The organism is Arthrobacter sp. fls2-241-R2A-200 (assembly GCF_030209745.1).
In the GTDB taxonomy this organism is placed as follows: Bacteria; Actinomycetota; Actinomycetes; order Actinomycetales; family Micrococcaceae; genus Arthrobacter.
The window spans coordinates 149178-163082 of sequence record NZ_JARVRJ010000009.1 but is presented as its reverse complement, the minus strand read 5'-3'; the positions used below and the strand labels follow the sequence as shown (position 1 = coordinate 163082).

13 protein-coding genes are annotated in these 13905 nt (G+C 62.3%); 9 read left to right on the top strand and 4 right to left on the bottom strand.

The window, feature by feature from the left end:
* The first annotated feature begins 66 nt into the window (after positions 1 to 66).
* Together QRN42_RS10745 and QRN42_RS10740 are read left to right on the top strand one after the other, a co-directional pair.
* Positions 67 to 1542, top strand: a complete 1476-nt coding sequence (locus tag QRN42_RS10745) for a M23 family metallopeptidase (RefSeq protein WP_284979170.1) — start codon at positions 67 to 69, stop codon at positions 1540 to 1542.
* Between the two features lie 151 nt (positions 1543 to 1693).
* A complete protein-coding gene (locus tag QRN42_RS10740) occupies positions 1694 to 2623 on the top strand; it encodes a phosphodiesterase (protein ID WP_284979169.1) in 930 nt (309 codons plus the stop codon).
* On the opposite strand, the gene QRN42_RS10735 is transcribed toward QRN42_RS10740, so the two are convergent.
* Complete coding sequence (locus QRN42_RS10735) at positions 2601 to 4235, bottom strand: stealth family protein (RefSeq protein ID WP_284979168.1); 1635 nt, start codon at positions 4233 to 4235, stop codon at positions 2601 to 2603. The two genes, QRN42_RS10740 and QRN42_RS10735, sit on opposite strands and share 23 nt — an antisense overlap.
* A 15-nt stretch (positions 4236 to 4250) precedes the next feature.
* Positions 4251 to 5171 (bottom strand): Cof-type HAD-IIB family hydrolase, encoded by a 921-nt coding sequence (locus QRN42_RS10730; RefSeq protein WP_284979167.1) that lies wholly within the window; start codon positions 5169 to 5171, stop codon positions 4251 to 4253.
* A 135-nt stretch (positions 5172 to 5306) separates the two neighbouring features.
* On the opposite strand from QRN42_RS10730, the gene QRN42_RS10725 reads away from it, so the two are divergent.
* Positions 5307 to 5606: a type II toxin-antitoxin system VapB family antitoxin gene (locus tag QRN42_RS10725; protein WP_144661451.1), complete on the top strand. Its 300-nt coding sequence runs from the start codon at positions 5307 to 5309 to the stop codon at positions 5604 to 5606.
* A complete protein-coding gene (locus tag QRN42_RS10720) occupies positions 5599 to 6267 on the top strand; it encodes a LytR C-terminal domain-containing protein (RefSeq protein WP_284979166.1) in 669 nt (222 codons plus the stop codon). The genes QRN42_RS10725 and QRN42_RS10720 overlap by 8 nt, the downstream gene beginning before the upstream one ends.
* Here the strand turns inward: QRN42_RS10720 and QRN42_RS10715 are convergent.
* Positions 6227 to 6952, bottom strand: a complete 726-nt coding sequence (locus QRN42_RS10715; RefSeq protein ID WP_284979165.1) for a TetR/AcrR family transcriptional regulator — start codon at positions 6950 to 6952, stop codon at positions 6227 to 6229. The two genes, QRN42_RS10720 and QRN42_RS10715, sit on opposite strands and share 41 nt — an antisense overlap.
* Positions 6953 to 7077: 125 nt before the next feature.
* Here QRN42_RS10715 and QRN42_RS10710 point away from each other — a divergent pair, with 125 nt between their 5' ends.
* The 5 genes from QRN42_RS10710 to arfA all read left to right on the top strand — a co-directional run bounded on the left by QRN42_RS10710 (position 7078) and on the right by arfA (position 13088).
* Positions 7078 to 8079 (top strand): LacI family DNA-binding transcriptional regulator, encoded by a 1002-nt coding sequence (locus QRN42_RS10710; RefSeq protein ID WP_284979164.1) that lies wholly within the window; start codon positions 7078 to 7080, stop codon positions 8077 to 8079.
* Between the two features lie 236 nt (positions 8080 to 8315).
* Positions 8316 to 9650, top strand: a complete 1335-nt coding sequence (locus QRN42_RS10705) for an extracellular solute-binding protein (protein WP_284979163.1) — start codon at positions 8316 to 8318, stop codon at positions 9648 to 9650.
* A 34-nt stretch (positions 9651 to 9684) separates the two neighbouring features.
* Positions 9685 to 10587 carry a carbohydrate ABC transporter permease gene (locus tag QRN42_RS10700; protein WP_284979162.1) on the top strand — a complete coding sequence of 301 codons (903 nt, stop codon included), beginning with the start codon at positions 9685 to 9687 and terminating at the stop codon, positions 10585 to 10587.
* A gap of 2 nt (positions 10588 to 10589) precedes the next feature.
* Positions 10590 to 11495, top strand: a complete 906-nt coding sequence (locus tag QRN42_RS10695) for a carbohydrate ABC transporter permease (RefSeq protein ID WP_284979161.1) — start codon at positions 10590 to 10592, stop codon at positions 11493 to 11495.
* Positions 11496 to 11549: 54 nt separating this feature from the next.
* Entirely contained in the window at positions 11550 to 13088 is a 1539-nt protein-coding gene (gene arfA / locus QRN42_RS10690; RefSeq protein WP_284979160.1) for an arabinosylfuranosidase ArfA, read from the top strand.
* Positions 13089 to 13172: 84 nt separating this feature from the next.
* Here arfA and QRN42_RS10685 read toward each other — a convergent pair whose 3' ends face one another.
* Positions 13173 to 13871 (bottom strand): DsbA family oxidoreductase, encoded by a 699-nt coding sequence (locus tag QRN42_RS10685; RefSeq protein WP_284979159.1) that lies wholly within the window; start codon positions 13869 to 13871, stop codon positions 13173 to 13175.
* Between the last annotated feature and the right edge of the window lie 34 nt (positions 13872 to 13905).

The following is a 13905-nucleotide window of genomic DNA, read 5'->3' as shown; positions in this document are numbered from 1 at the left end:
TTGCGGCCACAATGGGGATTGCACGCCAGGCTGGGGTTTGGTGCCGCTGGCTTTGGGGAGTGTTTTGTGGGCAAGCATCATGATTCAAGCAAGGTCCTCCAGCTCGTGCGTATGGGCCGCTTCGGGCGAGTCGCGCTGGCGTGTTTCATTGCCGTCTCCGCGTTCTTCGCTTTCGGTTTCCAGCCACTGAACTCCGTGACGGTTGGTTCGGCCGATGGACCCTCGACGCAGGCCTTGGCAGGAGCTCTGGCCCTGGGGACCCTCGTGCCCCCGGACGCGCAGACCGCCGTGATCGATCCCAATCCTGACCCTCCGGCACAAATGCCTGGGACGCCGATGCTCTCCTTCGACCGTGCCGTGGTCCGCGCTGTGGGCAAGGACGGATCCGGTGCGCTGAATGTTGCTTCCGCCGGCTTGGCGAGGCCTCCGGCCGGAAGCCTGTACGCGCCCCTGGAGGTCCTGAATCCGAGTTCGCCCTACGGGTGGCGCATCAGTCCGATCACCGGCCTGCCCAATGATTTCCACTGGGGCCAAGATTATGCCGCAGCCTGCGGTACCCGGGTTTACGCCGCCGACGCCGGGGTGGTCCGAGCAGTAGGGTGGCACCCTTGGGGCGGCGGAAACCGTGTGGAAATTGATCATGGAAACGGCCTTGTCACCACGTACAACCACCTGCAGGGCATTGGCGTGACTCTGGGGCAGTCGATTCAGGTGGGCCAAGTCATCGCCGAGGTGGGAACGACGGGATGGTCCACCGGTTGCCACCTCCACTTCGAGACGATTGTCAACGGTCTCCACACCAACCCCAACGGCTGGATCTACCTGCCTACCCGCCAAGTGGATCAGCTGCAGAACATCACCATGGTGAGTTATGAACCAGGCGTAGGCACGGGAGTATCCACCGCACCGCAGTGGGCCGTCCCGATCGCCGACGCCAGCAACCGCGCGGTCATTGGCGGCGACCAGGAAGTGGCCGTGGCACCCCCAGTGGTCACTGCGCCAGCGGCTGGCCAGCCCGCCGTCGCGGCACCTAATCCATCCGTCGCTGCTCCGCCGTCAACTGTTCCGCCCGCATCCTCGGGATCGACCACACCCACCCAGGCCACCACGCCTGCCCCAGCTGTTACGCCGACGCCGACGGCGACTGCCACACCGACGCCGACGCCGACGCCGACTGCCACCCCGACGGCGACTGCCACACCGACGCCAGCTGCGACGCCAATCCAGACGCCGGCGTCGACTCCGACAGCTGTCGTCACCCCCACCCCCGCCCCCGTGCCCAAAGCTCCGGCTCCGGTCCCGTCCTCCAAGGCGCCGGCCGTGACACCTCCGCTGCTGACCCCGACAGTGCTGCCGCCCGCAGTGACCCCCACAGCCCCGCCGGTTCAAGCACCATCGCCCACCTCTCCCGTGGCGATCATCCCCGGCACGCTCACCGCGGTGGTCCTGCCGCCCGGTTATGTCTTGGTCGCACCGGGCCTCGTGCGACGCCCTGATGGCGTGATCGCGCAGCTTTCCTCACTGCTGGTCCCAACCCCCTAGACCCTGTTCCTACGCCGCGGACCCTGTTGCAAGAAAGCAATTTTCCAACATTCCGCCCCGAATTAGCTTGTTGTTGGCTTTCTGTCTGGTTGGATTAAGGCAACTGGATTGACACGGGAGACGCCGTCTCCCACCAAACGCTAAGGCAGCTATGGAGCTCATCGAGGCCGAACACCCCAAACCAGGTCATGTGCTTTTGCACTTGAGCGATCTTCACTTGGTGGGGGGACCGAACGAGCTTCATGGCTCGGTGGACAGCGCAGCCAGGCTTCAGGAGATCTGCGATCAGATCGTGGCCTCCCGTATCAGGCCCGAGGCCATCGTCTTTACCGGGGATTTGGCGGACAAGGGTGAAACCGAGGCGTACCTGCGCTTGCGCACCATGATCGAGCCTGTGTGCCGCTCATTGGGTGCCCGGGCCATCTGGGCCATGGGCAACCATGACAACAGGGCCAATTTCCGGGCAGCTTTCCACGACGCTTCCGAAGCCAGCCGGCCCCAGGATCCGGTGGACCGCAGCTACTTTGTGAACGGCCTACGCATCATCACTCTGGACACCACAGTTCCGGGCTACCACTACGGGCAGTTGTCCGAGTCGCAGCTGGACTGGCTGGCTTCGGAATTGGCCACACCAGCGCCGGACGGCACGATCCTGGCGATGCATCACCCGCCTGTGCCCTGCGTCCAGGATATGGCCGTTTTGGTGGAGCTTCGCGGCCAAGCCGACCTGGCCGCCGTCGTCCGGGGTACGGACGTCCGCGCCATCCTCGGCGGCCACCTGCATTACTCGACGACGGCGGACTTCGCCGGCATTCCGGTATCGGTCGCCTCTGCCACGTGCTACACGCAGGACCTGGGCGTGCGCGCAGGCGGCCAGCGCGGTCGCGACGGTGCCCAGTCCTACAACATGGTCCACGTTTACGAGCACACGATTGTGCACTCGGTGGTCCCGATGTCCGGCGGAGAGACAGTGGGCGAACCCTTGGACGCCGCTGAGGTGCAGCGGAGGCTCGCCGAAGCCGGTGTCCGGATTCCCAAGCACTCGCGCCGCGGAACCCTTATTTCTCCCAGGGTGCCTTGACGGGGAAGTACTTCTCCAGGAAGTCCGTCACCACTTCGGCACGCTCATCGGCCTCGACCTCAGGAAAGCTGCCGTCGTTGAGGCAGAAAAAGTCCATGTGACGCTTGGCCAGAAGCTTCGGCAGATAATGGAGTCCGGCCCACATGGTGGTATCCACATACCGGACTTTCGCAGCGGTCTGGGTGACCGCGCGGCCCGTCAGCAGGGCGTAGTAGTGGTAGAAGGAATTGGTCACTGAGATGTTGTCGGCCGCCCTGAAACGGCTGGCCGCGGTCTTGGTGAATTCCGCAGGGAACTCCTTCTCCATCTTGGCCACCACGCTGCGGCGTAGCGGTGCAGCGGTGTGCTCGAGGTGGCGGGTGGTGATCCGGCCGAACCTTTCCCACAGCAGTTTGCGGTTAACCCGCGCTGCGTTCTCGAAACCGCTGCGTTCGGCATCGTTCTCACCGAGGCCGATCCGGGTGTCGGCCTCGATGAACTTGGTGATGCCGCCCGGTGTGAAGAACATGTCCGGTCCCACCGGGCGGCCAAAGAACATGTCGTCGTTGGAGTAGAGGAAATGCTCTGACAATCCCTCAATGTGGTGCAGCTGGCATTCCACTGCTTGGGAATTGTGCGTGGGCAGCACCGACGGGTCGGCAAAGAATTCCTCGCTGCGGACGATCGTGACAGATGGGTGGTCCGCGAGCCATTTCGGCGCCGGGGAATCGGTGGCGATGAAGATCCGGCGGATCCACGGTGCGAACATGTGCACGGACCGGAGCGCGTATTTGAGCTCATCGATCTGCCGGAAGCGTGCCTCATGGTCGTCGCCTTCACCGAGGACCGCTCCGGCCTGCTGGGCGCGTCGTGCTGCAATGTAGGCCGGGTCGCTGCCGTCCACCCAGGAAAAGACGATGTCGATATCGAAGTCGATGTCGCTGGCGTGGTCGGCAAACATGTTCTCGATGGTGGGCCACGCCAGGCCGTGCCGTTGGACTGTGCCGCGCACCGCGTCCTGCCGGAGCATTGTGCGGCGGGTCAAGGAATTCTCCACGGGAAGCTCCAGATGGTCGCCCTCGAACCTCCACAACTCAAGCTGCACGCCCAAAGCCGGTCCGTACCAGAGGCCACCGCCCGGTTCCACCCTGGGCCGGTACAACCGGAAGATCCTCGCTTTGCGGTTTGCGGACAACTCACCGTCAGCAACCAGGACCGAGGCTTTCCGTTTGGCGTCAACGGTCATGGAATAAAACGGCTCGTCATGGAATGCCCGGACCAGTGCCTCCCGGACCTCTCGGCGGGCCTCCCAGTCCACGGCAATGACCGGACGTTCGTCGTTGCCCCTGACCAGGATGAAGTCGACGTCGGCTGCTTCCAAGGCTGCCCTGACCGCCAGAAGATCGGACACCATGGCCTGCTGCGGGGTCAGGTCGCTGATGACCATGGCGTACCGCCCGCGGTGGCGGACGACGTCGGACCTGTGCTTGAGGTGCGCGACGACGGCAGGGGAGACTGCCTCGGCAACGGCCTCCTCTTCCACGGTGGGGCTGCCATGGTAAATCGGATCAACTGGTGCTTGCGTGATGGCGTTTTTCTCCGGAATCTGTGGGGCGGGTAGCTTTGGGGGCATCTGCGGGGTGTCGGCCTAGATGGACAGCGCTTCACGCCAACCGCGAAGGAAGGCAGCGCCGGCGTCATCATGGATGACGTCCTCCGCGAGGCCCAGGTCAGTTGCCGTGAGGATGGGGTAGGGCTTCACCGGTACACCGTCGGCGGGTCTCACGTCCACATGCTTGACGTCATGGTCATTGTGGTGAAGCCAGTCTGCCATGGCGTAGTCCGTACGGGAATCACCTACCGTCCGCCACGAGAGGGGTGTGATGCCGTGTGCCGCCAAGAGCTCCACGGCCCTACTGGCTCCCAGGTCCTTGCCGAGCCGAACCGATTCAATGTCCGTGGAGATGATGGTGGGGTCCAGCCTGTAGTCCGCGGCGTCGTCGGATTCGGGAGCGTGGTGGTCCAGGATCGCGGCGTCGAGGCCGTGCCGGCCCATGAGGTCCAAGGCGTCGGAGTCGAAGAGCTTCTGCTCCGCCAGGTAATCCTCGTTGGCGACGTCCAGGCGCTGCTCCACCGAGACCATGGCACGCTTGGTCTCGTCGAAGAACATATGCGTCGAGTAGTCCTCGGCCACGAGCCTGCGAACGTCGTCTCCATACGCCGTCGGAACAGCCAGCCCGTTATCCACATGGATGGGGCCTGCCCCTTGGGCGGTGTAGCTGAACCACACCGCGCCTTTTTCGCAAACAGCGTGGATCACCGTGTCGGTGGGTATTCCGGCAGCGATCATGGGCCCCATGACCTGCTCACGGATGAACGTATCTGAGCGGCCGGTATTGAAGATAACGGGGATGCCCGCCGAGGCAAGCGCCACAAGATCGGTGATGATGTCCGGCTTGACGTCACGCGTCACGGGACTGGCGATGGGGCCGTCGACGTCGAGCAGCAACGCCAGCGGGGGCGTGGTGCGGGCAGCGGTCCGGCCAGTACCTTGGAACGGTTGGGTCATGTCCCTATTCTGTCAGTCCCAAGGCGGCAGATCCCAGCTATGACGCCCCACCACGATAATCACCTTTTGGCTACAACCTGTCCGTGCCCGGGGTCAAAAGTTCCGTTACGGCCTCTTCTTCCCTAGGCTTGCAGGGTGATCTTCAAAGCTGTGGGCGAGGGACGCCCGTACCCTGACCATGGATACACCGCGCCACGCGACTGGGCGGCCCTGCCTCCGCGGCCAGTCCGCCTCGATGACTTGGTGACCACTAAGAGGACCCTGGACTTGGAGGCCTTGTTGGCCGAAGATTCCACGTTCTTCGGTGACCTTTTCCCGCACGTCGTCCAGTACCAAGGCGTCATGTACCTCGAAGATGGCCTCCACAGGGCCGTGCGCACCGCGCTGCATCAACGCACTGCCATCCATGCCCGTGTGTTGGTGATCGATGGCTAGGCGTCCTCGGGACGTCACCCAGCTTCACGGGCACAGGGTTGTGTCCGGCCAGGAGCTCCGGGCAACTTTTGCCGAGGATGAGGAGGCGCGGCGCGGTAGTTTTGGCCGCCGGCTCCTGCACGGCATTGTCCTGGTCCTTTTGGTTGGCGTGATCTGCGCCGGAGCTGTAGGGGCTTGGGCCGTCATGAACGGAGTGATCAAGGTGCCCTCCGCGGTGGCCAGCAAAGCGCCCACCAGCCTGTGCCCCACCACCACCTTTGACTACGTCCCCAACGCAACGGTGAACCTGAATGTCTTCAACGCCACCACCCGGGGCGGATTGGCGAAGACCGTGGCCGATCTGTTTGTGGCCCGCGGCTACAAAGTGGGCGAAGTAAGTAACAGCAGCACCGCCTACACAGGTATTGGCGTGGTGGTCTCTGGCGTCAAGGGGCAGGCGGCAGCCTTCAACATCCAACGGAATCTTGCCGGCACCGATTATTTCCAGGACAACCGCGCTGACGGTTCCGTGGATGTAATCCTCACAGCCGGCTACGAGCGTTTGGTGGAGCCTCAACTCGTGGACCAGAGTCCCGGCAAACTGCAATGCCCGCGGGAGGACCTGCGGATCGCGGACAACGCTAAATGGCCGGTGGTCCCGACACTCCCGGCGGGACACTAGCGCCCGCGGAACAAAGAAGCCGCGCTTCGTCCAGGCGTACGGCATGTCCGGCTGCATCGAACCGTGCGCCGGCCCCCAATTGGATGAAGCGCACCGTCTGGGCGGTATATGTCTCGAGCGGTGTTGGGGATTCGATGGCTGCGTTTGATTCCTCCGCCGGCCGATTGCGGCGGGCGGCACTGGCCGACAATGTCCCGTGAATGAGCCGGGCCAGTTGGGCAATATCAATGTCCGGGAGATAGCCCTGCTGCACACCATCACGGAGGATGTCCTGGAGGAGGACGTTGAGATCTCCCACATGGTTCGCGAGCTTGGCGAACGAGCCAGGGGACAGGACGGCGGCCATCGCGGGCCCGGGCGGCAGGTGGCGGCGGCTGAGGTCCTCCACTTGGGCACGAACGTACAGGGCAAGTCTGTCTACGGGGTTATCGAGCGCCTCAAGCGATTCCCTGAGATCCACGATGAACCGCTCCGTCTCATCCAAGGCGTACGCAATGAGCAACTGCTCCATGTCGGCGTAGTAGTTGTAGACGGCGGTACGCCCCACCTCGGCGTGGCGGGCGACGTCGGTCATGGTCAAGCCGGGCAGTCCATGGGTGAAGAGAAGTTCGCCGAAAGCCTTCAAGATGCGGCGTTGGGTCGCGGCGCGTTGGGCTGCATTGGTGGCGGCCGTGATCCTAGGCATGTAGACACTTTACCGTTATCTGTCACTAAGAGTCGTCATGTTCCTGCTGCCGCTTTCCGGGCGCGGACCTGCCCGAATTCGCGTACCATCAGGGGAATCGGACAATAACTTCACGAGGGGAACTGTTGCGGGCAACGGTTAAGGATGTGGCCCTGCGGGCAGGGGTGTCACCAAAAACGGTCTCGAACGTGATGAATGGAATCGTGCCGGTCAGTGGCCCAACGCGTCAGCGGGTTGAGCAGGCCATGCAGGAGCTCGATTACGTGCCCAACCTCTCTGCCCGCGGCCTTCGCAATGGCAGGTCGGGAGTCATAGCGTTGGCCCTTCCGGATCTCGCTACCCCGTTCTCCGCCGAGATCGCCCACCACATTGTTGAGGTTGCGCACCAGCAAGGCTGGAGTGTCCAGATAGAGGAAACCGGCTCGGACCCGCACCGCGAGGAGGAGCTGCTGACCCGGGCCCGCTCCAACCTCATCGATGGGCTCATACTGAACCCGGTTGTCCTTGATGAGAGCGCAGTGCGGGTGGGCGTGGCGTTGCCGCCGGTGGTCTTGCTGGGGGAAGTGACGCAGCAATTGGCTGACAGGGTGTTCGTGGACAGTTTTGCCGCGGCCAGGGACATGACCTTGGCCCTTGCCAAGCCGGGGCGGCGGCGCATTGCGGTCCTGGGTGTGAACCGCGGGCGGAACTCAGCCACCGCCGTCCAGCGAAGGGCCGGTTACGAGGCCGCGCTTGAATCCTTGGGGATATCTCAGGACGAGTCGCTGACGATTTCGTGCGAGAGTTGGCATCCTTGGGCTGCTGCCGAGGCCTTGAGCCAATACCTGGAGGGTCATCCGGTTCCCGAAGCGCTCTTCTGCTTCACGGACTCCATGGCGATCGGCGCCCTGAGTGTTCTGTGGAAGCGTGGTGTGCGCGTTCCGGAAGACATTGCGGTTGCCGGCTTCGATGACATTGCCGATGGCCGCTACGCGGTCCCTTCGCTGACCACGGTCTCCTTCGATAAGCGGAGGATCGCAACGGAAGCCCTACGGCTGCTCACGGAGCGCATGGCGGACAGGAGCCATGCCCAACGCGTAGTCACGGTGGACTTCTCCATTGTGGAGAGGGAAAGCAGCCGGGCCTGAGGCCAGCCAACTCGCTAAATTCATCATGTTTGCGCTAACAATTTCTCTTGCCCTGCCGATTACATCGATGTAATGTGAGTGCTGCGTCACCCGTCGGGCCACCTTCCTCCGAACGCAGGCGCACCGGAACCGGACTATGCACTGAGATTTCGCAATGAGCTTTCGCAGTGAATTTCGCACTGAGTTCACGCAAGGAAGCTGGACCTTTTCAGCGGACCCATCCAAAGGAGTGACGGGTGAAGCAGTATGAATCCCTTGCCGGGAAACAGTTGTCGCGGAGACAGTTATTGACAGGATCAGCAGCCCTCGGAGGGCTGGCACTCGCCGGTAGCCTGACCGGTTGCGGTGGACCAGCCCAAGCTTCGGCGGTCCAAAACATCGATTTTTGGCATCTGCTCTCCGGCGGAGACGGCATCAAGATGCAAGGCATGATCGACAAAGCCAACCAAGCTAACCCTGGCTTCAAGGTCCATCCCACTGTGCTTGCATGGGGGCCGCCGTATTACACGAAGCTGGCTATGGCTTCGGCAGGCGGGCGGCCACCCGAGGTGGCTATCATGCACGCCAGCCGGGTCCCCGGGTACGCGCCGGGTGGGCTGATCGAGCCATGGGACCTAGGCCTTCTTGAAGAACACGGTGTCACAAGCGCAGATTTCGCGCCGCGGATATGGGAGAAGAGCCAGCAAAACGGCAAGGTCTTCTCCCTTGCCCTTGATTCGCATCCGTTCGTGATGTTTTACAACACCGACATCGCCGGAAAAGCAGGGCTTCTTGGCAGTAACGGCCAGCTCCAGGCGGTCAACTCGCCCCAGGAGTTCGTCGCCATGGCCAAGGAGATGCAGAAAGTGACCAAGGCGCACGGCTTGTCCTTTGGATACCTGGCGCTTGGATCCCAAATGTGGCGGTTGTTCTACACCCTCTACAAGCAACATGGAGCGGACATCGAATTGACGCCCGGCCAGCCCATGAAGGTTGACCGGGATGCGGCGGTTGAGTCCTTGGAGTTCATGGCATTGCTCCTGGATGACACCATTGCCGCCAGCAGCGGTGACATCAATACCGCCATCGCCGAGTTCGCGCGGGGGGACTCGGGCATGCTGTTCAGCGGAGTCTGGGAAATCCCCACCATGAAGAAGGCCGGCTTGCCCTTTGACGCGGCTACCATTCCCACTCTCTACGGAACTCCGGCTTCCTACGCGGACTCCCATTCGTTTGTGCTGCCACGCCAGCTCACGGTCAATGACGAGAAGCGTCGGGACGTCTACAAGTTCGTCACCGATGTCCTCAAGGGTTCCCTGTCCTGGGCGGAAGCAGGGCACATTCCTGCCTTCCAGCCCGTGGTCAAGACCCCCGAATACCGGAAACTGACCCCGCAAATCCATTACGCCAACGCAGCGGACATCATCGCCTATGATCCCGAGTCCTGGTTCAGTGGCTCCGGCTCGGACTGGCAGACGTACTTCGGGGAGAACATCCAGAACGTGCTGTTGGGGCGGGACAAGGCCTCCGTGGGCTGGGATGCCTTCGAACGCAGGACCAATACCCTTCTTTCCCGTCCCAACCCGGTCTGACCGGCTCACATACCGAGCGACAAAGGAGTCCTTCATGAGTTCAACTACCCTGTCCCGCCGGAGATCCGTGAGCAGGACGCAAAGCAACATCAGTGGTTGGGGTTTCGCCGCCCCGTTCCTGCTCTTCTTCCTGGTTTTTCTGGTCTGGCCCATTCTTTACGGCTTCTACATGAGCCTCACCGGCAAGTCGTTGACCGGAGCCAACAACGGGCTTATCGGCTTTTCGAACTACACCGAAGCGTTCGGCGACGCCGACATGTGGCATTCGCTGGGCAACACGCTCTACTTCACCGTGATCAGCACAGTTCCGCTGGTCCTCGTGGCGCTGGTGATGGCCGCGCTGCTCAACATCGGGCTTCCGGCCCAGTGGCTGTGGCGCCTGTCCTACTTTGCGCCGTACCTCTTGGCATCCACGGTGGTGTCCCTGTTTTTTACATGGATGTACAACCCCCAACTCGGGCTCTTCAATGACATGCTCTCCAAGGTCGGTCTACCCAAAGTTGCGTGGCTCAACGATCCCAACGTGGCCATGTGGGCAATCGTCATCGCCACCCTTTGGTGGACTGTGGGTTTCAATTTCCTGCTCTATCTGGCGGCCATGCAGAACATTCCGGCCCAGCATTATGAAGCGGCTTCCTTGGACGGCGCGGGTGCTTGGCGACAGCTCTTTTCCATCACGTTGCCCCAGCTGGCACCCACTACGGTCATGATCGTGCTCCTCCAGATCCTGGCATCGCTCAAGATCTTTGATCAGGTCTACCAAATGACGGCGGGCGGTCCCGCGGGATCAACCCGGCCCGTAGTGCAGTACATCTTTGAGACCGGCTTCACCGGTTACCGGCTGGGTTACTCCGCAGCCATTTCCTACATCTTCTTCGGACTGATCCTGGTGGTCTCCATCATGCAGTTCGTCATCACCCGCCGCAGGAGTGCGTAATCATGGCCACACCTACACTCACCCGCACGGCCGCCGGCTCCGCGCAGAGCCTTGGCAACCACAAGCTCCGTCCCGTCCGCAAGAAACCCACCATCGGCCGGATAGCCGCCGTCGCCCTGGCCGCAGTGATCGCCGTCCTGTGGCTGATCCCTTTCGCCTGGGCCACCGTCACCGCGTTCAAGAGCGAGACGGATGCGGCGGCTTCAAAGATCAGCTGGGTTCCGCCGTCGGGCTTTACCTTCGACGCGTTCGCCAAAGTTTTCCAGGACGGCAACATTCCTCTCTGGACCTGGAACTCGCTCTATACCTCGGCGGCCATCACGGCGATAACGCTGGTGATCTCGGCGCTGGTTGCCTACGCGCTGTCAAGGATCGACTTCAAAGGTAAGAGGGTGCTGATGACGGTCATCATTGCCTCCATCATCGTCCCGCCGCCCGTGCTGATCATCCCGCTCTTCTACCAGATGTTGTCGCTGAACCTGATCGATACATCCTGGGCCATCATCCTGCCGCAGGTCATCCACCCGGCCATGGTGTTCGTGCTGAAGAGGTTCTTCGACCAGATCCCGCGCGAACTCGAGGAAGCTGCAGTCATGGACGGTGCAAGCCGCTTGCGGATCTTCACCCAGATCATCCTGCCGTTATCCCGGCCCATCCTGGCCGCCGTCGCAATCTTTGTTTTCATCGGCGCGTGGAACAACTTCCTGTGGCCGTTCATCGCGACCAACGACAGCAACCTGCTCACGCTCCCCGTTGGCCTGCAAACCATCAAGAGCGCCTACGGCATCCAGTACGCGCAAAACATGGCGTCCGCGTTATTGGCGGCGCTGCCCCTGATCGTGGTCTTCCTGTTCTTTCAACGCCAGATCATCAAAGGCATTGCGACGACGGGACTCGCCGGAACCTGACCGGCACCACACGCTTACCACCAGTTTCAGAACACAACCAAGGAGATACTGCACATGTCACGCGCACGGATCACCCTCGATCGCGACTTCACGATCGGCGAAGTACCCCGCCGCCTTTTCGGCTCCTTCGTGGAGCACATGGGCCGCTGTGTCTATACCGGCATTTACGAACCCGGACATCCTGAAGCCGATGAGAACGGCTTCCGCCAAGATGTCCTCAAGCTCGTCAAGGAACTGGGGGCCACCGTTATCCGGTACCCCGGCGGTAATTTTGTTTCCGGTTACAACTGGGAAGACGGCATCGGACCGCGCGAGAACAGGCCGCGGCGGCTGGATGGTGCCTGGCACACCGTGGAGACCAACGCCTTCGGTTTGCACGAGTTCGTGGACTGGTCCAAACAAGCCGGCACCGAAATCATGGAGGCCATCAACCTGGGCACCAGGGGAGTGGAGGCCGCCCGTGAAATCGTGGAGTATGCCAACCATCCCGGCGGGAGCTATTGGTCAGACCTTCGCGCAAAGAACGGCCACAAGGACCCCTTCGGCATCAAGCTATGGTGCTTGGGCAATGAAATGGACGGGCCATGGCAGATCGGCCACAAGACCGCTGAGGAATACGGCCGCCTCGCCCAGGAAGCCGCCAAGGCCATGCGGTTCGTGGACCCGGACATCGAGCTGGTGGCTTGCGGCAGCTCCAATTCACGGATGCCCACCTTTGGCGCTTGGGAGCAGACCGTGCTCACGCAAGCATATGAAGAGGTCGATTACGTTTCCCTCCACGCGTACTACTTCGAGGAAGAAGGCGACGTCGGCAGTTTCCTCGCGTCCGCCGTCGACACCGATTACTTCATCGAGTCCGTCGTCGCAACGGCAGACGCGGTGCGCGCGAAGGGAAAGCACAAGAAGCACATCAACCTGTCCTTCGATGAGTGGAACGTCTGGTACCAGCGCGGTTTGGACACCGAGGACCAGCCGCACAACGTGATCAAGGCCGGATGGCGCGAGCACCCCCGGATCATCGAGGACAAGTACAACGTCACGGACGCCGTCGTGGTGGGAACGTTGCTCAACTCGCTGCTCCGCCATGGGGACCGGGTCAAGATCGCCAACCAGGCGCAGCTGGTCAACGTGATCGCGCCCATCCTGTCCGAGGAAAACGGGCCGGCGTGGAAGCAGACCATTTTCCACCCCTTCGCACGGATGGCAGAGCTCGCCAAAGGCCAGATCCTGCGGCTCTCCGTGGACTCGGACAAGTACTCCAACACCCGCTTCGGTGACACGGACCTGGTGGACGTCAGCGCGACGTGGAACGAGGAAACGGGGCGGGTGGCTTTGTTCTTCGCCAACCGCGGGTTGGAAGAAGCCGCCGACGTCGAGGTGGCGCTTCGCGGTTTCGACGCCCAGCAGGTGGTACGCGCCGAGGTCCTCGAGATTCCCGATGGCGGCGACCGCTTCACGACCAACGCCCAGGACCAGCCGGGCCGGGTGGGCCTGACGGCACTGGAAGGCGTGAAGGCGCACGGTTCAGAGCTGCGCCTGACGCTGCCCGCCCTGTCCTGGGCCGTCGTCGAGCTTCATGTGGTGAAAGGCTAGCCTCGCACCCAACCAGGGGACAGCAAACGTCGCAATGAACGCTTGCTGTCCCCTAGTTGGGTAAAGCACGACGGCGTGGGCTACTTAGATGCTGCAGCCGTCAGGGCCGCAGGCCTCGCCGTCCGAAGCGCCCACCGGGATCAACGGGTTGGCTTCCTGCCACGCCTGGTTCAAGGCTTGGGCGAAGAGTTCAGCGGGCTGGGCGCCGGAAATGCCGTACTTGCGGTCGATCACGAAGAACGGGACGCCCGTGACGCCGATGGCCCGGGCCTCATTGATGTCCTCGTTGACGGCGTCGGTGAACTTGTCCGTGGTGAACAGTTCCGCAACCTCGTCGGCGGGCAGTTCCAAAACCGCACCAAGCGCAGTGAGGTACTCCTCGCTGCCGATGTCCTTGCCGTGCTCGAAGTGGTCACTGAGCAGGCGTTCCTTGGCAGCGTCCTGGCGGCCATGGGAGGCAGCGAGATGGATGAGGCGGTGGGCCGTGAAGCTGTTGGCAACCACAACAGTGTCAAAACGGTAGTCCAAGCCCTCACCCTTGGCGGTCTCCGTGACGTGGCCAAACATCTGCTTGACTTGCTCAGGGGCCATGCCTTTGCGCTTGCTCAGATAGTCCAGCTCGGTGCCGTCGTAATGCTCCGGGACTGATGGGTCCAGTTGGTAGCTCCTCCACTGAACTTCCACGGAATCGCGGTGCGGGAACCGGGCCAATGCGGTCTCAAAGCGACGCTTGCCGATGTAGCACCACGGGCACGCGACGTCTGACCAGATCTCAATCTTCATGGCAGCTACAACCCGTCCAGCCGGTACAGCATTC